This is a genomic window from Aquabacterium sp., from assembly GCF_030652515.1.
Taxonomy (GTDB): domain Bacteria; phylum Pseudomonadota; class Gammaproteobacteria; order Burkholderiales; family Burkholderiaceae_C; genus Aquabacterium.
This window is the reverse complement of the sequence record NZ_JAUSAR010000010.1, coordinates 22183-44680: the sequence shown is the minus strand read 5'-3', so window position 1 is coordinate 44680 and position 22498 is coordinate 22183. Positions and strand designations below refer to the sequence as shown.

The 22498-nt window shown below is 63.6% G+C and carries 23 protein-coding genes; 2 read left to right on the top strand and 21 right to left on the bottom strand.

The annotated features are described in order from the left end of the window. Positions 1-35: 35 nt before the first annotated feature. The 11 genes from gspF to gspG all read right to left on the bottom strand — a co-directional run bounded on the left by gspF (position 36) and on the right by gspG (position 10851). A complete protein-coding gene (gene gspF, locus Q7V20_RS01250) occupies positions 36-1253 on the bottom strand; it encodes a type II secretion system inner membrane protein GspF (protein WP_304786337.1) in 1218 nt (405 codons plus the stop codon). A gap of 18 nt (positions 1254-1271) precedes the next feature. Then, positions 1272-2696 carry a type II secretion system ATPase GspE gene (gene gspE, locus Q7V20_RS01245; RefSeq protein WP_230180258.1) on the bottom strand — a complete coding sequence of 475 codons (1425 nt, stop codon included), beginning with the start codon at positions 2694-2696 and terminating at the stop codon, positions 1272-1274. Between the two features lie 3 nt (positions 2697-2699). Further along, complete coding sequence (gene gspD, locus Q7V20_RS01240; protein WP_304786334.1) at positions 2700-4949, bottom strand: type II secretion system secretin GspD; 2250 nt, start codon at positions 4947-4949, stop codon at positions 2700-2702. 3 nt (positions 4950-4952) lie between these two features. Beyond that, complete coding sequence (gspN, locus tag Q7V20_RS01235) at positions 4953-5873, bottom strand: type II secretion system protein N (protein WP_304786332.1); 921 nt, start codon at positions 5871-5873, stop codon at positions 4953-4955. A gap of 17 nt (positions 5874-5890) precedes the next feature. Then, positions 5891-6415: a type II secretion system protein GspM gene (gspM, locus tag Q7V20_RS01230; RefSeq protein WP_304786330.1), complete on the bottom strand. Its 525-nt coding sequence runs from the start codon at positions 6413-6415 to the stop codon at positions 5891-5893. Positions 6416-6439: 24 nt separating this feature from the next. Beyond that, positions 6440-7705, bottom strand: a complete 1266-nt coding sequence (gspL, locus tag Q7V20_RS01225) for a type II secretion system protein GspL (RefSeq protein ID WP_304786328.1) — start codon at positions 7703-7705, stop codon at positions 6440-6442. Between the two features lie 106 nt (positions 7706-7811). Further along, positions 7812-8876 (bottom strand): type II secretion system minor pseudopilin GspK, encoded by a 1065-nt coding sequence (gspK, locus tag Q7V20_RS01220; protein WP_304786326.1) that lies wholly within the window; start codon positions 8874-8876, stop codon positions 7812-7814. A 9-nt stretch (positions 8877-8885) separates the two neighbouring features. Beyond that, positions 8886-9515 (bottom strand): prepilin-type N-terminal cleavage/methylation domain-containing protein, encoded by a 630-nt coding sequence (locus tag Q7V20_RS01215; protein WP_304786324.1) that lies wholly within the window; start codon positions 9513-9515, stop codon positions 8886-8888. Continuing rightward, positions 9512-9892, bottom strand: a complete 381-nt coding sequence (gene gspI, locus Q7V20_RS01210; RefSeq protein WP_304786322.1) for a type II secretion system minor pseudopilin GspI — start codon at positions 9890-9892, stop codon at positions 9512-9514. Before gspI ends, Q7V20_RS01215 begins: the two co-directional genes overlap by 4 nt. After that, on the bottom strand, positions 9879-10388 hold the full coding sequence (locus Q7V20_RS01205; RefSeq protein WP_304786320.1) for a Tfp pilus assembly protein FimT/FimU: 510 nt from the start codon (positions 10386-10388) through the stop codon (positions 9879-9881). The genes gspI and Q7V20_RS01205 overlap by 14 nt, the downstream gene beginning before the upstream one ends. Before the next feature lies 1 nt (position 10389). Beyond that, positions 10390-10851 carry a type II secretion system major pseudopilin GspG gene (gspG, locus tag Q7V20_RS01200; RefSeq protein WP_370652382.1) on the bottom strand — a complete coding sequence of 154 codons (462 nt, stop codon included), beginning with the start codon at positions 10849-10851 and terminating at the stop codon, positions 10390-10392. Positions 10852-11035: 184 nt separating this feature from the next. On the opposite strand from gspG, the gene Q7V20_RS01195 reads away from it, so the two are divergent. After that, entirely contained in the window at positions 11036-11635 is a 600-nt protein-coding gene (locus tag Q7V20_RS01195; protein ID WP_304786318.1) for a hypothetical protein, read from the top strand. Positions 11636-11639: 4 nt separating this feature from the next. Here Q7V20_RS01195 and ilvA read toward each other — a convergent pair whose 3' ends face one another. Both ilvA and Q7V20_RS01185 read right to left on the bottom strand, forming a co-directional pair. Next, positions 11640-13235 carry a threonine ammonia-lyase, biosynthetic gene (gene ilvA / locus Q7V20_RS01190; protein ID WP_304786316.1) on the bottom strand — a complete coding sequence of 532 codons (1596 nt, stop codon included), beginning with the start codon at positions 13233-13235 and terminating at the stop codon, positions 11640-11642. 23 nt (positions 13236-13258) lie between these two features. Further along, positions 13259-14497 (bottom strand): oxygenase MpaB family protein, encoded by a 1239-nt coding sequence (locus Q7V20_RS01185; RefSeq protein ID WP_304786314.1) that lies wholly within the window; start codon positions 14495-14497, stop codon positions 13259-13261. Positions 14498-14622: 125 nt separating this feature from the next. On the opposite strand from Q7V20_RS01185, the gene Q7V20_RS01180 reads away from it, so the two are divergent. Continuing rightward, positions 14623-15726: an AraC family transcriptional regulator gene (locus tag Q7V20_RS01180; RefSeq protein ID WP_304786312.1), complete on the top strand. Its 1104-nt coding sequence runs from the start codon at positions 14623-14625 to the stop codon at positions 15724-15726. Between the two features lie 47 nt (positions 15727-15773). Here Q7V20_RS01180 and Q7V20_RS01175 read toward each other — a convergent pair whose 3' ends face one another. From Q7V20_RS01175 to atpB, 8 genes are all read right to left on the bottom strand, one after another. Further along, positions 15774-16193: a F0F1 ATP synthase subunit epsilon gene (locus Q7V20_RS01175; protein ID WP_304786310.1), complete on the bottom strand. Its 420-nt coding sequence runs from the start codon at positions 16191-16193 to the stop codon at positions 15774-15776. A 74-nt stretch (positions 16194-16267) separates the two neighbouring features. Beyond that, positions 16268-17680, bottom strand: a complete 1413-nt coding sequence (gene atpD, locus Q7V20_RS01170; protein WP_304786308.1) for a F0F1 ATP synthase subunit beta — start codon at positions 17678-17680, stop codon at positions 16268-16270. A gap of 29 nt (positions 17681-17709) precedes the next feature. Beyond that, on the bottom strand, positions 17710-18576 hold the full coding sequence (gene atpG / locus Q7V20_RS01165; protein ID WP_304786306.1) for a F0F1 ATP synthase subunit gamma: 867 nt from the start codon (positions 18574-18576) through the stop codon (positions 17710-17712). A gap of 13 nt (positions 18577-18589) precedes the next feature. Next, the gene (gene atpA, locus Q7V20_RS01160; RefSeq protein WP_304786304.1) at positions 18590-20143 is read right to left on the bottom strand and encodes a F0F1 ATP synthase subunit alpha; all 1554 of its coding nucleotides are present in this window, start codon (positions 20141-20143) and stop codon (positions 18590-18592) included. Between the two features lie 101 nt (positions 20144-20244). After that, on the bottom strand, positions 20245-20778 hold the full coding sequence (locus Q7V20_RS01155) for a F0F1 ATP synthase subunit delta (protein WP_304786302.1): 534 nt from the start codon (positions 20776-20778) through the stop codon (positions 20245-20247). 2 nt (positions 20779-20780) lie between these two features. Further along, positions 20781-21251, bottom strand: coding sequence for a F0F1 ATP synthase subunit B (locus Q7V20_RS01150; protein ID WP_304786299.1), 471 nt, complete (start codon positions 21249-21251; stop codon positions 20781-20783). A gap of 37 nt (positions 21252-21288) precedes the next feature. Next, positions 21289-21537 (bottom strand): F0F1 ATP synthase subunit C, encoded by a 249-nt coding sequence (gene atpE / locus Q7V20_RS01145; RefSeq protein WP_290661119.1) that lies wholly within the window; start codon positions 21535-21537, stop codon positions 21289-21291. Between the two features lie 64 nt (positions 21538-21601). Beyond that, positions 21602-22492 (bottom strand): F0F1 ATP synthase subunit A, encoded by an 891-nt coding sequence (gene atpB, locus Q7V20_RS01140; protein ID WP_304786295.1) that lies wholly within the window; start codon positions 22490-22492, stop codon positions 21602-21604. Between the last annotated feature and the right edge of the window lie 6 nt (positions 22493-22498).

Sequence of the window (22498 nt, the reverse complement as noted above, 5' to 3'; positions counted from 1 at the left end):
CCTGATCAAGGGGATTCACTCCGCCTTTATCGTGCTTACTTCACCCAGGTGTTCATCTGCATGATTGGCATCATCACGGACATGACGATGAGCATCACCATCAGGCCCATGAAAACGATCAGCAAGGGCTCGAGCACCGTGGCAATGGCCAGGGCCTTGCGCTGCACTTCAGTGCTGAGCTGCTTGGCCGCGCGTTGCAGCATGATCGGCAACTGACCGGTCTGCTCACCCAGGCGGGCAAACATCGACAGCAAGCCAGGGAATCGCTTCTTGGCGGCCAGGGCCGAGGCCAACGGCGCACCTTCACGCACCTGCACCAGGGCTTCCATGGCATCGGCACGCATCGCGCGGTTGGACAAGGTTTCGGCCGCGGCCTGCAAGGCTTTCAGGATGGGCACACCTGATCCGGCCAACATGGCCAAGGTGCCGGCAAAGCGCGCGGCGTTGTAGCCACGGATCAAGCGCCCGATCACGGGCACGCCCAGCGTGAAAGCATCGAACTTGCGGCGGAAGGCCTCACCGCGCAAGGCGAACACCAGGGACGTGAAGCCCCCGATCATCAACAAGATCAGCAGCCAGCCCCATTCACGCATGAAGGCACTCAGGCCCAACATGACGCGAGTGAGGATGGGCAAGGCCCGCTTGCTGCTGCTGAACACCTGCGCCACCTGAGGCACCACGAACACCAGCAAGGCCACCACCACCACGATGGCGAACACCGACACCACCGCCGGGTACAGCGTGGCACCAATCAGCTTGGACTTGAGGGCGCCCTGCTCTTCCAGGTCATCGGCCAGCTTTTCAAGCACGGTGCCCAACTGGCCACTTTGCTCGCCCGCCGCCACCACGCCACGGTAGACCTCGTCAAATTCCTTGGGCGAGCCGGACAAGGCGCGCGCGAAAGGCGAACCCGCATTGACCTCGGAGCGCAGGTGCGCCACCAGTTCGCGCTGGGTAGGGTCTTCGGCCTCATCGGCCAAGGCCGTGAGCGCCCGCTCCAGCGGCAAGCCCGCCGACACCAGGCCCGACAACTGGCGCGTCCAGATCGCCAGCGTGGTCGAGTTGAAGGCCCGCCGCGTGAACATGCTTTGCTGCTGGCCTTGCGCCTCGGTGACCTGCACCGGCTCGATCTTCAGCGGCACCAACTGCTGCGAGCGCAATTGCGCGCGCGCGGTCTTGGGATTGTCTGCGTCGACCAGACCGGTGACGGTCTTGCCACTTGTCTCCAAGGCTTCAAAACGGAAGGCGGGCATGGTGCGGTCTCTTCGGCCTTATTCGCGCGTGACGCGCAACACTTCTTCCAGCGAGGTGACGCCTTCTGCCACCAGGCGGTCGCCGTCTTCGCGCATGACCTTCATGCCGTTCTTGGCCGCAGCCTCGAACAACTGAGCCTCGGAGGCCTGGGCATGGATCAAGGCGCGGATGTTGTCGTCGGCCACCAGCAATTCGTACACGCCGGTGCGGCCCTTGTAGCCGGTCATGCCGCAGGCGGCGCACCCCACGGGGTGCCAGCGGTGGTATTCGTCTTCGCGCTTGCAGTGCACGCACAGCTTGCGCACCAGGCGCTGCGCCATCACACCCAGCAAGCTGGAGCTGAGCAGGAAAGGCTCGATGCCCATGTCGGTCAAACGCGTGACGGCACTGGCGGCGTCGTTGGTGTGCAAGGTGGCCAACACCAAGTGACCGGTCAGCGAGGCCTGCACGGCGATCTGCGCGGTCTCAAAATCTCGGATTTCGCCGATCATGATCACATCAGGATCCTGCCGCAGGATGGCGCGCAGGGCCTTGGCAAAGGTCAGATCGATCCGGGCATTGACCTGCGTCTGGCCGATGCCATGCAATTCATATTCAACCGGGTCTTCCACCGTCAACACATTGGTGGTGGTGGCATCGAGTGTGCTCAGGCCTGCGTACAGCGTGGTCGTTTTACCCGAGCCGGTGGGGCCCGTGACCAGCACGATGCCGTGCGGCTGGCGCAGCAGGCGCTTGAAGCGGTCCAGCGACTCGCCGCTCATGCCCAATGATTCCAGCGTGAACTTGTTGGCGTCGCCCTTGTCCAGCAGCCGGAGCACGGCGCGCTCGCCATGGGCCGAGGGCAAGGTCGAGACCCGCACGTCCACCGCGCGGCCGCCGATGCGCAGCGAGATGCGACCGTCTTGCGGCATGCGCTTTTCGGAGATGTCCAGCTCGGCCATGATCTTCAGGCGCGAGATCAGGGCGGCGTGCAGAGCCTTGTTGGGCTGCACCACTTCGCGCAGCGTGCCGTCCACGCGGAAGCGCACGGCCGATGAGCGTTCATACGGTTCAATGTGGATGTCGGAGGCGCCATCCTTGGCCGCTTGCGTCAGCAAGGCGTTGAGCATGCGGATGATGGGCGCATCGTTCGAGGCTTCCAGCAAGTCTTCAACCGCCGGCAGATCCTGCATCATGCGCGACAGGTCAACGGCGTTTTCCACCTCGCCCACCACGGCGGCGGCACTGCCCTCGCCACCCGCGTAAGCGGCGGCAATGCGCTGGCCCAGCGATTCAGCCGGTTCGCGCTCCAGCGTGTCGATCACGAACAGGCGCATCACCTCGGACAAGGCCGAACGCGACACCTGCTCGCTGGCCCACAAGGTGGCCCGATCGCCATCGCTTTCCAGCAGCAGGCTGTGCGCCTTGGCGAAGGCATAAGGCAAGGGATGGCGAACGGCCATGGCTCAGTTCTCCACGCCGCTGGCAGCAGGCTTGACCGGCGTGAGCTTGGGCGCAAAGCCGGAGTCGGCGGGCATCACCACCGTGGGTGCAGGCGCATTGGGGTCGTCCAGCGGCTGCCTCACCGAAGGCATGCTGAGGTTGTTGGACAGCTTGAGCGGGTCGAGCACTGGCACTTCGTTGATGGGCAACAAGGTGCTGTGAGGCGGCGTGCTCTCGATCTGCTTGTTACGCATGTAGTCGTAGCGGTCCAGGGTGAAGGCGTTGGCAGCATCCTGGGTGCGCATCACGATGGGCCTCAGGAACACCATCAGATTGGTTTTCTTGCGCGTACGCGACTGGCTCTTGAACAAGTTGCCAATGTAGGGAATGTCTCCCAGCAAAGGCACCTGGCTGTTGTTGTCTTGGTAGTCATCTTTCAACAACCCACCCAACACCAGTACCTGGCCATCGTCAATCACCACGGTGGTTTCGATGGAGCTCTTGGTGGTGGTCGGGCCCGTGCCGGTGTCAGCGCCCGCTTTGACGCTGGAGTCTTCCTGGAACACCGTCATGCGCACCGTGCCACCTTCGCCCACTTGGGGCCGCACGCGCAAAGTCAAACCGACGTCCTTGCGGTCAACCGTCTGGAAAGGATTCACCGTGCCGCTGGAGGTGGTTTGAGCGTTCGAATAGGAACCCGTCACGAAAGGCACGTTCTCGCCCACCACGATCTTGGCTTCCTCGTTGTCCAGTGCCACCATGTTGGGCGTGGACAGAATATTGGCCCCGGCATTGGTCTCCAAAAATGTGGCCAAAGCGCCCAGGCTGTACTGCCCATTGCCGATCGCGCGGGCCAGACCCACGGTGAAACCGGACGGCAAGATCAGGCTTTTGGTCGCGCCACTCACCACGGAAGACAGTGTCTGAGTACCCAGGCTGGTGCCTGCCCCCAGCAGGGTGTTGTCGCCCCCGCCCACTTTGGTCCCGCCTGCCCAATTGACGCCCATCTGCGCGGCCTTTTCCACATCGACCTTGACGATCATCGATTCAATGTAGATCTGAGCACGGCGCCCATCCAACTGATCAATGACAGCGCGAAGCTGCCTGTAAAGCGCATCGGTCGCCGTGATGATCAGCGAATTGGTGCTGGGATCAGCCTGGATGAATCCGCCCGTGGAGGGCTGGGCCGACCCGGCCACTGGCGTGGTGGACTGGGTGGAGGACGTGCCGCTGGCACTGCTTTGGTTGTTGGCCGCAGGCGTGGTGGGCGATGCACCGGCCGAGCTGCCACTGCTGGACGAGGCGCCACCGCCCGACGAACCGCCAGCCCCCGGGAAGGAGGCCCGCAGCACCTGCGCCAGCTTCACGGCATCAGCGTTCTTCAGGTAGATGACGTGGATGCCACTGCCGCCCAGCCCGGCCGTTCCAGGTCGGTCCAGGCGCTGGATCAGGTTGCGCACCAGGGCCAGTCGCGCGGCGTTGGGGGCACGGACCATCAAAGTGTTGGTGCGCGGGTCGGCCATGACCATGGTGGACTGCCCGCCCACCACGCCGGGGATGGTGGGGCCGCCACCGCCATCGGCCATGCGCTGGACCATCGGCGCCAGGTCGGCCGCGATGGCGTACTGCAAAGGCATGGCTTCCATGTCCGTCGAGGACGGCACGTCCATCGCCGCGATCATCTGGCCAATGCGCTTGAGGTTGTCCGCGTAATCGGTGATCACCAGGGTGTTGGTGCCCGGGTTGGCATTGATCGTGTTGTTGGGGCTGATCAGTGGCCGCAGCACGGTCACCATGCTGTTCACGTTCTCGTACTGCAGGCGAAAGATCTGCGTCAGGATCTGGTCACCCGAGCGTTTGACACTGCCCACTTCGACCGTGCCCGTTTGCAGCTTGGCGTCGGCTTCCGGCACCACCTTGAGCAGACCGGCCACTTCCACCATCGCAAAGCCCTGGCCGCGCAAGGCCGCCAGGAAGTTCAGGTAGGCCTCGCGCGGTGTCAGCGGTTGCTCGCTGTAAAGCGTGATGGTGCCCTTGACGCGCGGATCAACCAGGATCTGCTGGTCCACGATGGCCGCCATGGCCCGCGCCACGCCTTCAATCTCGGCGTTGACGAAGTTGAGCGTGACGGTGGGCCCGCCCTTTTTGACCGGCGCTGCGTGGGCCGCACCTGCCAGCGCCGATGGCATCAAGCAAGCCGGGCCAAAGGTGAAGGCCAAAGCCGTGGCCAGCGCAACCGCGCGGGGACGAGACAACAGAGGATGGGTCGTCATGACTTATCCGATCGAAATTACGGAACGGTCGCCCATGCGACGACCGATGATGTTCAAGAAACTGTCGAGCGCGCCGCGCTCGCTTTCATTGGCCCGCGCTTCACCCCGGAAGCGCAAACCATTCAAACCCATTTGCCCCTGCCCGGACAACTGCAAGGCACCGTCCAAAGTCACGAGCGACAAATTCACACTGCCTTGCGGGTCGCCCAGCAAATCAACCCTGTAAGACCCCAGCCGATCCAGGGTGGTGACGCTGGAAGAAACGTCGGTGAAATCGACCTGCGCCTGGCCCTCGAAACGCATGCGCCCCTGAACCCATTCGACCACCAGCGCGTTGCTGCTCATGCGAACCACACCGCCCAGTTGCAAAGTGTTCCAGGGGGTGCCCAAGCCGGTCAACCAGGCCGCGGGCCAATGACCGATCGGCCCCGCAGACGCCAAGGGCCCCGAGGGGCTGGATTGGCTGAACACGGCCACCCGCACCCGCCCAAAACCTGGCTGCACCTGGATCACCACCGGTGTGGGCACGCAACAGTCTTGCTGCACGGTCAGGCTCAAACCCATCCAGCGCGGGCGCAGCTTCCAGTTCAAACGACCCGGCAAAGCCCGGGCATCACGGCTGCCGGGCCCGCCGGTCAGCACCACCACGGCATCGCCATTCCACACGGTACCTTGAGATTCGGCCAACAACAAGCGGCCATCGCTCATGACCACCAACCCTTGGGCCAGCCAACTGGCCGGGGCGTACAAAATGAAGCCCAGCAAGGCGCCCAACACCGCACCCCACCAACCCCAGCGCCGCCCGGCCTTGCGCATGTTTTCCCAGCGCGCCACCTCCAGCGTGGACTCCATCCAGCGGGTGGTCGCGGCCATGCCGCCAGACCACCAGCCGGCGGGGGATTTCAGGTTGGAGAGGATCGACATGCCAGGTAGTTTCCTGCTCAGCGAGGCGCCGCCTGCCCAGGGGCCAGGCCCAGCACCACGGTGCCCGAATAATGACCAGGCTCCGACTGCGCCAGGTTGGCCTCCAGAGGCCGCGCACGGGCGGCCACGCGGACCTCCGCCAGCCAATCGGCCAACGATGCCCCCAGCACCTTGGTGAACTCGACCGTGGCCCGGTCACCCTGGATGCTCATCCTGGCTGCCGCGCCCAGCCGTTCCGTGGCCGCCTTCAGGGCGGCTTCAGCCTGGACGGGGGGCACGGGCGGTTGCTGCCGCAGAACTTGAGCCTCGTCCGCCATGGCGCGCATGCGACCCACCTGGGTGCTGATCTCGCGCAATTGCGCGGGCGTTTGCTGCATGCTTTTCAAGGCCGGGCGGATGAAGACCAGCACCAGCACGGTCAGCAACACCAGGGCCGCGGCCACCTGCGCCATCTGGCGCTCACGCGGGGCCATCGCGGTCCAGCGCGCCAGCCACTGCTGACGCAGGACGTTGAAGGAGGTGGCTTCTGATTCAGTGCTCATAGGTCGGTGTCAATGGCGATCGGCTCAACTGCGCGAGCCACGGCGCACGGTCAGGCGGCCTTCGGCCACCTCCACCTGGGCGCCCGTGGCCGACAGCTTGCTGCGGAACTGGTCGATGTCCGAAGGGCCCCAGGCCGGTGGCGGCGCCAGGGTCAGGCTCGTGCCGTCGTATTGCAGGTTGGCGGAAGGCGTGTCGTTGGGCCAGGCGCTGGCCACCAGGGACATCAATCCTTCCAGGTCGTTGTCACCAGGCTGGCCCGCCACCGCGCGCAAGGCTTCGGTTTCGCGCTGCATCTGCACGGCCGGATCCAGGATCACCTGAACCTGCGGATGGGCCTGCTTCAGGATGCTGGTCATCTCGGCCTTCTTGAGCTTGAGCTGGCGCTCCTGCTGCCAGGCCCACAGGTTCAAACCCAGCACCTGGGCCACCACCAAAGCCGCCATGCCCACCCGCACCGGGCGCCATTGCGGGCTCAGGAACTGGCGCCAGCGGTCAGACACCGCGTTGAAGCCTTTGCTGTTGGGGGTGAGGTCAAATTGCAACAGGTTCCAAAGCGAGCGGTTGGCTTGCAGCAAATGCTCGGACTGCGTTTGCACGGTCACGGCCTGGCCCAGCCAGCGTTCGGCCGGAGAGGCCACTTGCGGCGTGGCAAAAAAACGGGTTTGCGGCGGCAAGGCTTCGGGCACCAGGGCGCGCGACAAGCCACCCGTCAAGGGCCAGCTGGCCACGCCGTCCAGGGTGGACCAGGTCAGGACGATTTCCAGGCCCCGATCAGGGGCGGCGCCACTGCCAGCTTCATGGACTTCATGGAAATAACCGGTGGCGGGCTCATCGGGCCACACGGCGGGAGCCACGCGGTCCACGCGCAGCTTGGCTTTCTCCAGCAGCATCAACTGGCTGGTCAGCCAGGTCAGGTCGCAGGCGGCGATCCAGGCGGGCTGACCGGCCTTGGCCGCAGGGGCCAGGGCCAGGTGCATGTCTTCGGGATCGGTCAGCATGGCCTCTTCCAGCATGCTGGCCAGGGCGGCGCGCAGGCGCGCGGCGGGGGCCTTGGGCACCGTCAGGCGGTGCCAGCTGATGTCGGTTGGCGCCAACACCGCGACCACCGTGTCGGCGCGCGGCACCATGGACAAGGCACATCGCCCCTGCCGGGTCACGGTCTGCCCATCGGCGCTGAGCACGTACGCGTACTCCTTGGTCGCCTGGGCCGCCGACGAGGTCGGCTCCGCCACGGCCAAGTCGGCATTCAGGCGCGAACGCGCTGGTAGTTGAAGGATGAGGATGCTCATGCCCAGCAGTCAAAGGGGTCGAAAAGGGAACCACACATCAAGGGTAGATGCCTTGGCATTGTAGGAGGCGCGAAATAAGGCACGTTTAAGGATAGATACTGTCTTGTCAGTTGCCAGGATCAACGCCCGAAAAGCGCTCCTGATTCATCACAATCACGTCGACCTGCTTGTTCTGGCCTTGTCGCCTGACCAAATGCCGGTTCTTCATGATCTGATCTTCAAGCCTAAGTATGCTGGTCACCTCGAAATACTCCGAGGTCACTTTGATCGCATCCGTAGGAAAGGGCACTGTGGCGGGCACCTGCTTTTTGGCATCCTCATCATCTTCAAAATAGTGGCTTTGCCGAGCCCTCACAATTTTCTCGGCCGTGGCCGTGTCAATGCCCCACACCGCCGCGATGACTTCCTTGGGCGCGGTGTTGACATTGATGTGTGTGATGCCCCCCTGCGGCACGTTGGGGTAAGGCAACAAAGCCACGTAGGGGCGCATGCGCTCCACCGTGTCGGCGCCCAGCCTGGGCAGCAGCCAGGTCAATTGATCCAGCCGCTGGGGCATCAACGGCGCGGCCGCCCGGCCAGACTCCCCGCCCAGGGCCGCGAAGGATTGCGTCGTGTCCATGGCGGCCAAGGTCGCTTTTCTCAGGGCTTCGGCGATCTGCGGCGCCAAATCGGGCGGCAAATTGATGCTGGTGAACAAGTCGCGCAGCACCTTGACCTGCTGCGGATCCACATCCACCAGACCAGGGTTGGGGCTGATCAGCAACAAATTGCGCAGGTTGTAGCGGGCATTCACGTCCACCGCCTTTACCGACAAGAATGCATCAGGCGCATCGTCGGTGTTGTCCTTGTCCACCGCCAGGAAGGTGGACAGGCGCACTTCCTTCATATCCCGGGCCCAGTTCTGCGCCAAATGGGTCGGCTCCGGCTGCCCCCCCGTCTGCATGCGTTGCCCGTCGTCCTTCAATATCAGGCGCGCGAAATCGAGGGCGCCCACCAGCAACCACTCGGATTGTTGGCGACCACGCTCGGCCGATTCCACCTGCACCGCCCGCCATTGCTGCCACACCATCGACGAAGCGATGGTGGCCACCACGGTCACGATGACCATGGCCATCAACAAGGCCGCGCCGCGTTGTCGCAGCAGCAGCCTGGAAGGTTGGGAGTGCTTCATGTCATCGCCTCAATGAGCGGCCAGAAAAGTATCGCGCGTGGCCACGCCCTCGAAGCCGCTGGCAGGCCCCAAGGTCAGGATTGAACGCACCGCCACGGGCAGCTGGTTGTTTCCTGTGGACTGCGGGTTACTCTGACTGAGAGTACCCCCGCTCACACCAATGTAAAAGCTCATCTGCCACTGCAAAGCACCTTTCAGCATGATCAAGGTGCCCGGCTCGGTGCCTTTCAACTGATCGGCCTGCGTCCACTGGGCCTCCAGCTCGCCCACCGTGGTGACGGGCGGGCCAGCCCAACGCTCCCAACGCCCATCGCGCAAGCTCCAAGCCACCACCTGCACGCCACCTGGCGCCTGCCGGGTCAAGCGCAGGTAACTGCCATTGAACAAGAACGACCTTTGCCCCTGGATGGCGCCGGTTTTCAAGGTCGGGATGTCGATCACCGAGGCCATGTCGGCGTCCCACTGGGTCATCACCGATTGCAAACGCAGGGTGCGCTTGAGCTTGCCCTCCGCCACTTCGCGGGCCCGGCTGATGCTGTCCATGCCCTTGAAGGCCGTGGCCGCCATGACCGACAGGATCACCAAGGCCACCAGCACTTCGATGAGCGTGAAGCCCACGTTGGAGAGAGGGCGCTTCATGGCCTGGGCAGCACGGTGATCACCTTGACCACCGACTGCCCCTCCTCGTCCAGCACCTGCACCTCGATGCGCCTGAAATTGTTGGCATTGACGGTGGGCCGCACCGCCTGCTTGCCGGTGAACGCACGACCCAGTTGCTGGCACTTGAATTCGCTGTCACCCACGTCCGGAAAGGTGGCGTTCCTCTTCAATTCGAACAACTGGTTTTCAACACACCACTGCGCCACGGTCAGGTCAGCCACCCGCTGGGCATTCAAGGTCAAACCGCCTGCGGCCTTGATGCCAGCCGACAGGGTGATCGCCACGATCGCCAGAGCCACCAGCACTTCGATCAGCGTCATGCCGACCATGGACCGCTGCTCATCATGCTGGCGCACGATCACCCCCGTCCTGGTCGGCTTCGCCGGGCGCGCCCGTGATCACGTCAAAAGGATTGAGCCCATCGGTGCCAATGATGATCTGCCGATCTTCCAGACGCAAGATGATGCTTTGAGCGCCAATCACGGGCTCCGGCCCCAGGACGATGCTTTTCTTCATGCCGATGCCGATGCCGCCGTTCACCACCTCGGCCTTGATCTCGCGCGCATCCCATTTCAGGGGGGGCATGAAGGCCTCGGGCAAACCGATGAACTGGTAGTCATCGCCCCTGCCATTGGGCTCGGGCACCCAGCGGATGGTCATGGCCCCGGCACGCGCCTGCACTCGCGCCGACTCCAGGATGGCGGTCAAGCGGGCAGCCTCGCGCTCCAGGCGGGTGGAAGAGGGATCGGGGACGGCGAAAGAGACGACGGCCGTGGTGATCGCGATCAACGCGACCACGACCATGAGTTCGAGCAGCGTGAAGCCGCGCGCCGATTGGGGCTGGGATGGCAACTTACTGCCAGGATCCGATGTCGGCATCCTTGCCTTCACCACCGCTTTGGCCGTCGGCGCCAAAACTGAAAACGTCAACCGTGCCCTTCACGCCGGGGTTGACATATTGATAGTTGGCGCCCCAGGGGTCGTTGGGCAGCTTTTCGAGGTAAGGCTTCCAGTTGGCCGGAACAGGCGAAGCCGTGGGCCTGGTCACCAGCGCCTGCAAACCTTGCTCGCCTGTTGGATAGCGCTGGTTGTCCAGGCGGTACAGCTTGAGGGCCTGCATGAGGTTGCTCACGTCGGTTTTGGCCGCCGTGACGCGGGCATCGTCGGCGCGCTCCAGCACATTGGGCACGATCAGGGCGGCCAGCAGGCCGATGATCACCAGCACGACCATCAGTTCGATCAGGGTGAAGCCCCGCGACAGGGCCCGGGCCGCGCCCCGGAGGTGGTGCTGAGTGGGTCGGGCGAACATCTTCATGCGCAGAATCCGTGTGGTGACTTGACTGAGAGATAAGAGCCCAGAACGCCGGAGAGGTTCCCCAGCGCGGACGAGGTCGCAAGCATGCCCGAGCTTGAGGGGCATCTTATGCGGGATCAACCCGAGGTCTTGGGCCCTGTTTTCACGCCTCGGACTGATCAACAAGGATGATAATGGCCGGAATATGGCATCTCGCATCCTCGCCCTCCTCATTTGGGCCGCCGTCGCGGCCAGCCTGGCCTATTGGGGCCTTCGCTGGCTGGCACAACCCACGGCCGTCCCGTCCAACGCCACCGCTGTGTCCCTGGACAACGCCGCCCGTGGCGACATGCGCAAATTGCTGACCGGCCCTGCCGCGGCCGCCGACCCCGGGCAACCCGACCCCACTGCCGCGTCCATGTTGGCGGAACGCATCAAGTTGCTGGGTGTGGTGGCCCCGCGCCACGAAGGCGACAAGGGCGGATTGGCCTTGTTGTCGGTTGACGGCAAACCCGCCCGCGCCGTGCGTGCTGGTGCCTCGGTCGATGGCGACATGGTTCTGCTGAGCGTCAACCAGCGGGGCGCCGAGATCGGGCCTGCTGCCGGGCCTGCCGCCGTCAGGCTGGACCTGCCCTTGCTGCCAGCCGCCGCCACTGGCTCCTTGCCGCCGCCCACGGGCTTCAGCACCGAGCCGCCACCACCCCAGCAGATGCCCGGCGCCAGGCCTGACATCAACTCGGGCATGGCCGGCACGCCTGAAGGCATGCCTCAGCCGATTGGCCCGGGCGGCAACCGCCCGCTCTGATTTTTCAGCGCAAGAACAAGCGGTACACCGGGTTGCGCGTCTCGTCCACGTAGACGTGACCCAGCGCATCCAGCAAAGGCTTGATGGCCTTGGTGTCCTGCTTGGGCACCTGCAAGCCCACCAGGATCCGGCCAAAATCGGCGCCCTGGTTGCGGTAATGGAACAGGCTGATGTTCCAGCCCGGCGGCAAGCTGGTCAGGAACTTCATCAAGGCACCCGGCCGCTCCGGAAACTCGAAACGGAACAGGCGCTCGCCTTCGGCCAAGCCGGAGCGCCCCCCCACCATATGGCGAATGTGCGTCTTGGCCAGCTCGTCCTGGGTCAAATCCACCGCGGCAAACCCTTGCGATTCGAACTCCTGCGCCAGGCGGCCTGATTCGCCTTTGCCTTTGACACTGACGCCCAGGAAGACATGCGCCTCTTGTTCATCCGAGATGCGGTAGTTGAACTCGGTGACGCTGCGCGGTCCGATCAGCTCGCAAAAGCGCTTGAACGAACCGCGCTCTTCAGGGATGGTGACCGCCAGCAAGGCTTCGCGCTGCTCGCCCACCTCGGCCCGCTCGGCCACAAAGCGCAGGCGGTCGAAGTTCATGTTGGCGCCGCAATTGATGGCGACGTAAGTGCGGCCCTGGCCGCCATGGCGCGCCGCATACTGCTTCAGCCCCGCCACGCCCATCGCACCTGATGGCTCAACGATGGAGCGCGTGTCCTGGTAGATGTCCTTGATGGCGGCGCAGACCTCGTCGGTGGTCACCACCACGAACTCGTCGACCAGCTCGCGGGTCAGGCGCAGGGTTTCTTCGCCCACCAGCTTGACAGCCGTGCCATCGGCGAACAGGCCCACGTCGGCCAGGGTGATGCGCTTGCCGGATTTGACCGAGCGCGCCATCGCGTCGGAATCATTGGTCTGCACGCCGATCACCTTGATCTCCGGGCGCACGGCCTTGATGTAGGCGGCCACGCCGCTGATCAGACCGCCACCGCCAATGGCCACGAACACCGCGTCGATGGGGCCGGAATGCTGGCGCAGGATCTCCATGGCCACCGTACCTTGCCCAGCGATCACGTCCGGGTCGTCGAAGGGGTGGACGAAGGTCAGGCCCTTTTTCTGCTCCAGCGCCTTGGCGTGCAGGGCGGCGTCGGAGTAGCTCTCGCCATGCAGCACGATCTGGACGTTGTCGCCGCCAAAGCGGGCCACCGCGTCGATCTTGACCTGCGGCGTGGTCACAGGCATCACGATGATCGCCTGGCAACCCAGGCGCCGGGCGCCCATGGCCACGCCCTGCGCGTGATTCCCGGCCGAGGCACAGATCACGCCCTTGGCCAATGCCTTGGGGCTGAGCTTGGCCATCTTGTTGTAGGCGCCGCGCAGCTTGAAGCTGAACACCGGCTGCTTGTCTTCGCGCTTGAGGAACACGTGGTGGCCCAGGCGCCGCGACAGGTCTCGCGCCTCGTCCAGCGGGCTTTCAATGGCCACGTCGTACACCCGGCTGGTCAGGATTTTTTGAAGGTAGTCCTGAACGCTCAAAGGCGCAGTAGCTTTCTTCTTCGGGGCGGTCTTCTTGACACTGGGCTTGGCGGCGGGGCGCGCGGTGGACATCGTCGGGTCTCCGTGGGATAGCCCTACAGTCTAGGGCAATGCTCCCGCGGCTTGCCACCCCCCATTTCCTGGCGCCAGTAGGCCGACTGCGTTCGCCGGATGCGGGCGGCCCGCTCCCCCAGCGATCCAGGCAGCAGGCGCGGCAGGCCCGATGCGATCAACAAAGGCAGGAAAGTCAGCAGCGGGTACCAGGGCAAGGCCGAGGGCAAGCCCAGGTGCCCCATGCCCTCGCGGCCCACGAACCAACGGACCAGGCTGAGGTGGCGCGCCTTGTCGAAATGCCCCCGCCAGGCATGTCCCCAGGCATAGTGCCGTTGCAGTGGCTCGTCCATCAAGGCCCGGCCCAAGGCCACGCTGCTGGCATCGGGAGGTGCCTGGCTGATCAGGTTGCGGTAGAGGTGAACACGCCCCTGCATTTCGTCATCACAGAGCCATGCCTCGTCCACCCCCATCAGCCAGCCGATGTAGCGCCACAAGTGCATGACGGCACGCGCGTCCGACTTCGTCACCACGAAGCCCGTGGTGCGCAAGGCCAGCAACTGCACCACGCTGAACGCCAGGTAGGTGGCCTGCAGGTCAAGCTGGTTGATGGGCAGGCCCAAAGCCGCGGCATCCCAGGTGGGGCGCTGGCGCACATTCTGGCGCACCAGCGCGTGCATCACGCGCACATGCATCGTGGCCCTCCAGCCTGGGCCATGGGGCACCAGCCCGCCATCGGCGGTGCAGTCGAGCCACCACGACGTGGTCTCGGACACCCGCTTTTGCGCGCCCCGGCTCAAGGCCCCGGTCTGCACCAGGGTCTGGTTGATGGCCGAGGCCTGGTAGCCGGCCATCAGGCCCGCGTCGCGCAGAACACGCATGCCGTGCAAACCGGTGCTTTGCAGGAACCGCGCGCCCCGCGCCATCAACACCGGGTCCACCCAATCCGGCACGGACTGAACATGCTCGATCAGGCGCCGCAAGGCGGGCGGCGTGCCGTCGCCATCGACCACACCTTGCGCCATGGCGCGCTGCAACTGGCCGCGCCCCTCGTTCATGCCCTCCTCATGCAGCCACCGGGCCACGTCATCGGCCAAGGGGTCGCCGCGCCACAAGGCCGAGCCCATGGCGGCCCATTCCGCCTCACTCGGCTCGCACGGCCCGGAAATGGTCATCTTCAAACGCGCGGCCATGCGGCGGCTGACCGCCAGGTCGGCACCATGGCGACTGGGAGGCGGGGGCTGCATGGGCGAGGCGGCCAGGGATTGCGGAGACATCATCATCGAGTGGGCCTTCGGGCATGGAACGGTCTCTGGATGTTGATGCGGCAAGGCCAGGCCGTCATTGACAGCAGACACCACCACAGTGACCGCACAAGCCACCACGACCCCGTTACCATCTGTCACTCATGAGTACCGCCGTTTTCCCACCCCCCTTGATGCCACCCGGCGCCTCCACCGGTTCCGGCTTCAGTGCCTCCTTTGTGCGCGTGGTGGCCGACTACCTGCAGGCGCAAGGCCACGATGCCCAAGCCATCCTCGACATCCTGGCCCTGCCCAGCTCGCCAGCCCAGGACGAGGGGCGGCGTGTGCCCGCATGGCGTTTGAGCCAGGCCCTGGCCAAGGCGTCTCAGCGGCTGGGCGATGAGCACATCGGCCTGCACGTGGCCAGCCTGGTGCGCCCCACCCACCTCGGCTCACTGGGCTACGCCCTCATGAGCTGCACCGTGGGGGGTGATGGCCTGGCCTTGTTCGAACAATTGCAAAGCCTGCTCTGCACCGAGTTGCGCGGCCACTTCAGCGTGGTTGGAGCCCACCTGGAAGCTCGCCACGAGGCCCTGGGGCCCTTGCCCGACGACTACCATTTCTGGTCCTTCTTCACCGCCTCGCGCCTGGGCTTTGCACGCTGGGTGTCCGGCCGCGACCTGGTGCCCGCGCTGGTTGAACTGCCCTGCGCGCCCCCCGCGAACGTCCGCCCCTTCCAGGACTTCATTGGCGGCCCCGTGAACTTCCGCGCACCCCAATGCCGGGAGTTGATGCCCGCCGACTGGCTGGGCTGGGCCAACCCGAACGCCGACCCGCCCATCCACGACCTCATGAGCGCCATGGCGCGAAGGCAGTGGCAGGCCCGAACCCAGGATGTGGACGCCTTGAAGGCCTGGGTTCAGCAGGCCATCTTGCTGGCGCTGGACCGCGGCGAGAGCCCCACACTGGAACTCGTCTGCACAGGGTTGCACGACAGCGGCCTCAGCCCGGGTCCGGCCAGGCATGTGCAGCGCCAGCTGGCGGCTCAGGGACTGACCTTCAAAGGCCTGGTGGAAGAAGCCCGCAAAGAGCGCGCCTTGATGCAACTGCGCCTGACCGACCTGCCACTGGCACGGATCGCCGCCGAGGCCGGTTACGCCGAGACCAGCTCCTTCCACCGTGCCGTGCGCCGATGGACCGGCATGACGCCCATGGCGGTGCGCGAAGCCAGCGCGGGCCAGGCCCGTGGCCAACACACGCCACCATGAAAAAAGCCCGCGCAGTGGCGGGCTTTTGAAGAAGGAGGCTGTTCAGATCACTTCTTGCGCAAGCGCTGGAGGGCCGCCAACTGGGCCACCATGATCTGCAGTTCGCTCTGGGCCTTGGCCAGGTCCAGGTCGCCCTTGGCGTTCTGAACGGCTTCCTGCGCCAGGCGCTTGGCTTCGTTGGCCTTGGACTCGTCGAGGTCCTTGCCGCGGATGGCCGTGTCGGCCAACACCGTCACGGTGCCAGGCTGCACTTCCAGGATGCCGCCAGCCACAAAGACGAACTCTTCTTCGTTGTTGTCGGCGCGCTGGATGCGCACGGCGCCAGCCTTGATGCGGGTGATCAAAGGCGTGTGACGGGGCAGGATGCCAAGCTCGCCGGACTCACCGGGCAGCGACACCAACGTGGCTTCGCCGGAGAAGATGGACTCTTCCGCCGAAACAACGTCAACGTGAATGGTGTTGGACATAACGGGCTTTCTCGAAGGAGTGAATCGGATCGGGGATCATCAACAAGCGGACAAGGGGTTGCCCCCTCGCCGGCTTATTGCATGCCCTTGGCCTTTTCAACGGCTTCGTCGATGGTGCCAACCATGTAGAACGCTTGTTCCGGCAGGCTGTCGTATTCGCCAGCCACGATGCCCTTGAAGCCACGGATGGTTTCAGACAGGGGCACGTACTTGCCGGGCGAACCCGTGAACACTTCAGCGACGTGGAAAGGCTGCGACAGGAAGCGCTGGATCTTGCGAGCACGCGAGACGATCAGCTTGTCTTCAGGTGCCAGCTCGTCCATGCCCAGAATGGCGATGATGTCGCGCAGTTCCTTGTAGCGCTGCAGCGTGCCTTGCACGGCGCGGGCCACGTTGTAATGCTCTTCGCCGACCACGTTCGGGGACAGCTGACGCGAGGTCGAGTCCAGCGGGTCCACGGCGGGGTAGATGCCCAGCGAAGCGATGTCACGCGACAGCACCACGGTGGAATCCAAGTGAGCGAAGGTCGTGGCAGGCGATGGGTCGGTCAAGTCATCCGCTGGCACGTAAACGGCCTGGATGGAGGTGATCGAACCGACCTTGGTCGAGGTGATGCGCTCTTGCAAGCGGCCCATTTCTTCGGCCAGGGTAGGTTGGTAACCCACGGCGGAAGGCATGCGGCCCAGCAGTGCGGACACTTCGGTGCCGGCCAGGGTGTAGCGGTAGATGTTGTCCACGAAGAACAGCACGTCCTTGCCTTCGTCACGGAACGACTCGGCGATCGTCAGGCCGGTCAGCGCCACGCGCAGACGGTTGCCTGGGGGTTCGTTCATCTGACCGTAGACCATGGCGACCTTGGACTCGCCCAGGTTCTCCAGGTTCACGACGCCCGAATCAGCCATTTCGTGATAGAAGTCGTTGCCCTCACGGGTACGCTCACCCACACCAGCGAACACCGACAGACCGCTGTGGGCCTTGGCAATGTTGTTGATGAGTTCCATCATGTTCACGGTCTTGCCCACACCGGCGCCACCGAACAGACCCACCTTGCCGCCCTTGGCGAACGGGCAGACCAGGTCGATCACCTTGATGCCGGTTTCCAGCAGCTCTTGCGATGGCGACAGTTCGTCGTACGCAGGGGCCTTGCGGTGGATGGAGGCGGTTTGAGCATGGTCCACAGGACCACGTTCGTCGATGGGCGCGCCCAGCACGTCCATGATCCGGCCCAGCGTGGCGGGGCCCACTGGCACGGTGATCGCCGCCTTGGTGTTGTACACCATGATGCCGCGACGCAGGCCGTCGGACGAGCCCAGCGCAATGGTGCGCACCACGCCGTCGCCCAGCAGTTGCTGGACTTCCAACGTCAGGGCAGAGCCATCCATCTTCAAGGCGTCGTACACCTTGGGCATCTGGTCACGGGGAAACTCCACGTCCACCACGGCGCCAATGCACTGAACGACCTTACCTACAGCTTGAGTGTCAGCCATTTTGGTTCCTTCAATCAATTAAATCTGGGTCAGACCGCAGCCGCACCGGCCACGATTTCGGACAATTCTTTGGTGATCGCCGCCTGGCGGGTCTTGTTGTAGATGAGCTTGAGCTCAGCGATCACAGAACCAGCGTTGTCGGTTGCGGACTTCATGGCCACCATGCGCGCCGATTGCTCGGACGCCATGTTCTCGGCCACAGCCTGGAAGATCAGTGCTTCAACGTAGCGCACCAGCAGGTCATCGATCACCGACTTGGCGTCGGGCTCGTAAATGTAGTCCCACTGATGGGCTGGCTCGGAAGCCAGTGTCTCGGCCTTCAAAGGCAGCAACTGCTCGACCAACGCTTCTTGCTTCATCGTGTTGATGAAACGGGTGTAGCAGATCTGCACCGAGGCCAGCTCGCCCGCCGCGTACGCGTCGAGCAACACCTTGACGGGGCCGATCAGCTTTTCAAGGTGAGGCGTGTCACCCAATTGGGTCACGTGCGCCACCACCTTGGCACCGATGCGGTTGGCAAAGCCGAAGCCCTTGTTGCCGATCGCCACGATCTCGGCAGACTTGCCTTGCGCGTCGAGTTCTTTCAGCGTCGTCGTCACACCACGCAGCACGTTGGTGTTGAGACCACCGCACAGGCCTTTGTCCGTGGTCACCACGATCAGTCCAACCTTCTTGGCGCCCGGATTGGCGATCTGGAAGGGATGGATGTACTCGGGGTTGGCCTTGGACAGATGAGCCGCGATGTTGCGCACCTTTTCAGCGTAAGGGCGGGCGGAGCGCATGCGTTCCTGCGCCTTGCGCATCTTCGAAGCCGCGACCATTTCCATGGCCTTGGTGATCTTCTTGGTGTTCTCTACGCTCTTGATCTTGCCGCGTATTTCCTTGCCTGCCGCCATGACGTGCTCCTGATCAGGCGAACGACTTCTTGAACGCCACGATGGCCGACTGAAGCTCGGCTTCAGCGTCCTTGTCGAGCGCCTTGGTCTGTTCGAGTTTGGCCAACAGGGCAGCGTGGCTGGTCTTGAGGAACTGGTGCAAACCAGATTCAAAGGCCAGGATCTTCTTGACGTCGACGTTGTCCATGTAACCCTTGTTCACGGCGAACAGGGTGGCGCCCATCAGCGAGATCGGCAGCGGCGAGTACTGAGCCTGCTTGAGCAGCTCGGTCACGCGGGCACCACGGTCCAGCTGCTTGCGGGTGGCTTCGTCCAGGTCGGAAGCGAACTGCGCGAACGCAGCCAGTTCACGGTACTGGGCCAAGTCGGTGCGGATACCGCCGGACAGGTTCTTGATCAGCTTGGTCTGGGCAGCACCACCGACGCGCGACACCGAGATACCGGCGTTGATGGCGGGGCGGATGCCGGCGTTGAACAGGCTGGTTTCCAGGAAGATCTGGCCGTCGGTGATCGAGATCACGTTGGTGGGCACGAAGGCCGACACGTCACCGGCTTGCGTTTCGATGATGGGCAGTGCCGTCAGCGAACCCGTCTTGCCCTTGACTTCACCCTTGGTGAAGGCTTCGACGTAGTCGGCGTTCACGCGGGCTGCACGCTCCAGCAGGCGCGAGTGGATGTAGAACACGTCGCCAGGGAAAGCTTCGCGGCCTGGAGGACGGCGCAGCAGCAGCGACACTTGGCGGTAAGCCACGGCTTGCTTGGACAGGTCGTCATACACGATCAGGGCGTCTTCGCCACGGTCGCGGAAGTACTCGCCCATCGCGCAACCCGAGTAGGGCGACACGAACTGCATGGCGGCCGATTCAGAAGCCGAAGCGGCCACCACGATGGTGTATTCCATCGCGCCAGCGTTTTCCAGCGAGCGCACCACGTTCTTGATCGACGAGGCCTTCTGGCCGATGGCGACATAGATACAAGTGACGCCTTGGCCCTTCTGGCTGATGATGGCGTCGATCGCGACGGCCGTCTTGCCGGTCTGGCGGTCACCAATGATCAGCTCGCGCTGACCACGGCCCACGGGCACCATCGAGTCGATGGACTTCAGGCCGGTTTGCAGAGGCTGCGACACCGATTCGCGGGCGATCACGCCTGGGGCGATCTTCTCGATGGGCGAGCTGATCTTGGCGTTGATCGGGCCCTTGCCGTCGATCGGCTGACCGAGGGCGTTGACCACACGGCCAATCAACTCGGGGCCGACTGGCACTTCCAGAATGCGGCCCGTGCACTTCACGGTATCGCCTTCGGAGATGTGTTCGTACTCGCCCAGGATCACGGCGCCGACAGAGTCACGCTCAAGATTCAGGGCCAGACCGAAGGTCGGGGTGCCGTTGGCGGTGGAGGGGAACTCCAGCATTTCGCCCTGCATCGCATTGGACAAGCCATGGACGCGGACGATGCCGTCGGTCACCGACAGCACGGTGCCTTGGTTGTGGAGGTCCGCAGATGCACTCAGGCCCTCGATGCGGCTTTTGATCAGTTCAGAAATTTCGGCGGGATTCAATTGCATGCTTAGCTCCCAGTTGGGTCAATCTGTCTCAAGTGCACACCTGAGACAACCCGACGGATAAGGTCGATCCAGTTGTGTCGATGCGGCGCAAGTAGCGTCAATCAGGCTGTTAAGGCGGCCTTCATGCGTTCCAGTCGGGCTTTGACCGAGGTGTCCAGGGCTTCGTCACCGACGACCACACGGATGCCACCGATCAGGGCGGGCTCGATTTCCACGGTGGCGACCAGCTTGCGGCCAAAGCGCTTTTCGAGCGCGCTGACCACGTTGGTGAGCTGAGCCTGATCCAGCGGGTAAGCGCTGAAGATCTTGGCATCGGACACACCGGTACTGGCGTTCACCAAGGCGTGAAACTGCCCGATGATTTCAGGCAACGCGGCCAGCCGACCGTTGTCGATCACCACACGCAGGAAATTCTGCATGTTGGGATCGAGCGGCTGGTTGGCAGCGGCCGTCAACACATCGAACACCTGCGCGGGCAGGGTCTTGGGGTTGTCGGCAAACGCGCGCAGCTGACGATCAGCCGCGACGTTGGCCAGCGCCTCCACCTGCCCAGACCAGCTCTTCAAGTCACCCTGTTGGGCGACCTTGAAGAGGGCTTCGGCATAGGGGCGCGCGATGGTTGCCAGCTCAGCCATGCTCAGAGCTCCGTCTGGAGACGGTTCAACAGCTCGGCGTGAACGCCAGCGTTGACTTCTCTTTGCAGGATCTGCTCAGCGCCCTTGACCGCCAGTGTGGCCACTTGCTCACGCAGCGACTCGCGGGCCCGGACCACTTGCTGCTCGGCCTCAGCCTGGGCAGCAGCGATGATCTTGGCGCCTTCGTCGGCGGCACGCTTTTTGGCGTCCTCGACGATGGCCAGGGCACGCTTTTCAGCGTCAGCAATGCGCTTGGTGCTTTCTTCCCGGGTCTGGGCGAGCTGCTCTTCGACGCGCTTGTTGGTCACGGCCAATTCGGACTTGGCCTTGTCGGCCGCAGCCAGACCGTCAGCGATCTTGCGAGCACGCTCATCCAGGGCCTTGGTCAGAGGAGGCCAAATGTAGCGCGTGGTAAACCACACCAGGATCGCAAAGACGATGGCCTGGAGGAAGAGTGTTGCGTTGATATTCACGGCGCGAGCCTTTCAGTCGTGAAAGGTTCGGGGTGACTCAAGCCAGCACGAACGGGTTGGCGAAAGCAAACAGCAGGGCAATGGCCACGCCGATCAGGAAGGCCGCGTCGATCAGACCAGCCAAAATGAACATCTTGGTTTGCAGTTCGTTGATCAGCTCAGGTTGACGAGCCGATGCCTCCAGGAACTTGCCGCCCATCAAAGCGATACCGATCGAAGCGCCGATAGCGCCCAGACCAACGATGATGCCGCAGGCCAGTGCCACGAGACCGAGAACATGTTCCATGATGACTCCTAAGTAGAAAAATGAAAGAGAGAAAGGGAAAACAGAAAAACCAGTTACAGCTTGATCAATGGTGATCGTGTGCCTGACCCACGTAGATCAGCGTCAGCATCATGAAGATGAAGGCTTGCAGCGTGATCACGAGGATGTGGAACAAGGTCCAGATGGTGCCGGCCGCGATGTGGCCGACGCCCAACCAGAAATAACCTTCGGTGGGGTTGAACTGCCAGGACCACACGCCACCCATCAAGGCGATCAGCATGAACACCAGCTCACCGGCGAACATGTTGCCGAACAACCGCATGCCGTGCGAGACGGTCTTGGCGGTGAATTCGATCATCTGCATCAGGAAGTTGATGGGGTACAGCAGGAAGTGGTCACCGAAAGGCGCGGCCACGAGCTCATGCGACCAACCGCCCAGCCCCTTGATCTTGATGTTGTAGAACAGGCAGATCAGCAGCACGCTGGTGGACAAACCCAGGGTGGTGGACAGGTCGGCCGTGGGCACGACGCGCATGTACTCGTCGTAGCCCAGCGCAGGACCGGCGTGGTGCCAGATTTGGGGCAGGAAATCGACGGGCAGCATGTCCATGAAGTTCATCAGGAAGATCCAGACGAACACGGTCAGGGCCAAAGGCGCGACCACCTTGCGGCTGTTGGCATTCTTGATGATGCCCTTGGCCTGGTTGTCGACCATTTCGTACATCAGCTCGATGGCGGCCTGCATGCGGCCGGGCACACCCGACGTGGCGCGACGCGCGACTGACCACAGCACAAAAGAGCCAATCACCCCAATGATCAAGGACCAGAACAGCGAATCGACGTTGAAGACACTGAAGTCCACAATCGACGTCTGCTTGGTGCTTTCCCAGGCGAAGTTCTTCTGCAAATGCTGCAAGTGGTGCGTGATGTAACCACTGGCGGTCAGGGCGTGCTCTTCTTGTCCTTCAGCTGCCATCGTTGA

Coding starts and splice junctions, on each gene's coding strand:
- gspF (WP_304786337.1), bottom strand. CDS start 1,253: ATGCCCGCCTTCCGTTTTGAAGCCTTGGAGACAAGTGGCAAGACCGTC.
- gspE (WP_230180258.1), bottom strand. CDS start 2,696: ATGGCCGTTCGCCATCCCTTGCCTTATGCCTTCGCCAAGGCGCACAGC.
- gspD (WP_304786334.1), bottom strand. CDS start 4,949: ATGACGACCCATCCTCTGTTGTCTCGTCCCCGCGCGGTTGCGCTGGCC.
- gspN (WP_304786332.1), bottom strand. CDS start 5,873: ATGTCGATCCTCTCCAACCTGAAATCCCCCGCCGGCTGGTGGTCTGGC.
- gspM (WP_304786330.1), bottom strand. CDS start 6,415: ATGAGCACTGAATCAGAAGCCACCTCCTTCAACGTCCTGCGTCAGCAG.
- gspL (WP_304786328.1), bottom strand. CDS start 7,705: ATGAGCATCCTCATCCTTCAACTACCAGCGCGTTCGCGCCTGAATGCC.
- gspK (WP_304786326.1), bottom strand. CDS start 8,876: ATGAAGCACTCCCAACCTTCCAGGCTGCTGCTGCGACAACGCGGCGCG.
- Q7V20_RS01215 (WP_304786324.1), bottom strand. CDS start 9,515: ATGAAGCGCCCTCTCTCCAACGTGGGCTTCACGCTCATCGAAGTGCTG.
- gspG (WP_370652382.1), bottom strand. CDS start 10,851: ATGAAGATGTTCGCCCGACCCACTCAGCACCACCTCCGGGGCGCGGCC.
- Q7V20_RS01195 (WP_304786318.1), top strand. CDS start 11,036: ATGGCATCTCGCATCCTCGCCCTCCTCATTTGGGCCGCCGTCGCGGCC.
- ilvA (WP_304786316.1), bottom strand. CDS start 13,235: ATGTCCACCGCGCGCCCCGCCGCCAAGCCCAGTGTCAAGAAGACCGCC.
- Q7V20_RS01185 (WP_304786314.1), bottom strand. CDS start 14,497: ATGATGATGTCTCCGCAATCCCTGGCCGCCTCGCCCATGCAGCCCCCG.
- Q7V20_RS01180 (WP_304786312.1), top strand. CDS start 14,623: ATGAGTACCGCCGTTTTCCCACCCCCCTTGATGCCACCCGGCGCCTCC.
- Q7V20_RS01175 (WP_304786310.1), bottom strand. CDS start 16,193: ATGTCCAACACCATTCACGTTGACGTTGTTTCGGCGGAAGAGTCCATC.
- atpD (WP_304786308.1), bottom strand. CDS start 17,680: ATGGCTGACACTCAAGCTGTAGGTAAGGTCGTTCAGTGCATTGGCGCC.
- atpG (WP_304786306.1), bottom strand. CDS start 18,576: ATGGCGGCAGGCAAGGAAATACGCGGCAAGATCAAGAGCGTAGAGAAC.
- atpA (WP_304786304.1), bottom strand. CDS start 20,143: ATGCAATTGAATCCCGCCGAAATTTCTGAACTGATCAAAAGCCGCATC.
- Q7V20_RS01155 (WP_304786302.1), bottom strand. CDS start 20,778: ATGGCTGAGCTGGCAACCATCGCGCGCCCCTATGCCGAAGCCCTCTTC.
- atpE (WP_290661119.1), bottom strand. CDS start 21,537: ATGGAACATGTTCTCGGTCTCGTGGCACTGGCCTGCGGCATCATCGTT.
- atpB (WP_304786295.1), bottom strand. CDS start 22,492: ATGGCAGCTGAAGGACAAGAAGAGCACGCCCTGACCGCCAGTGGTTAC.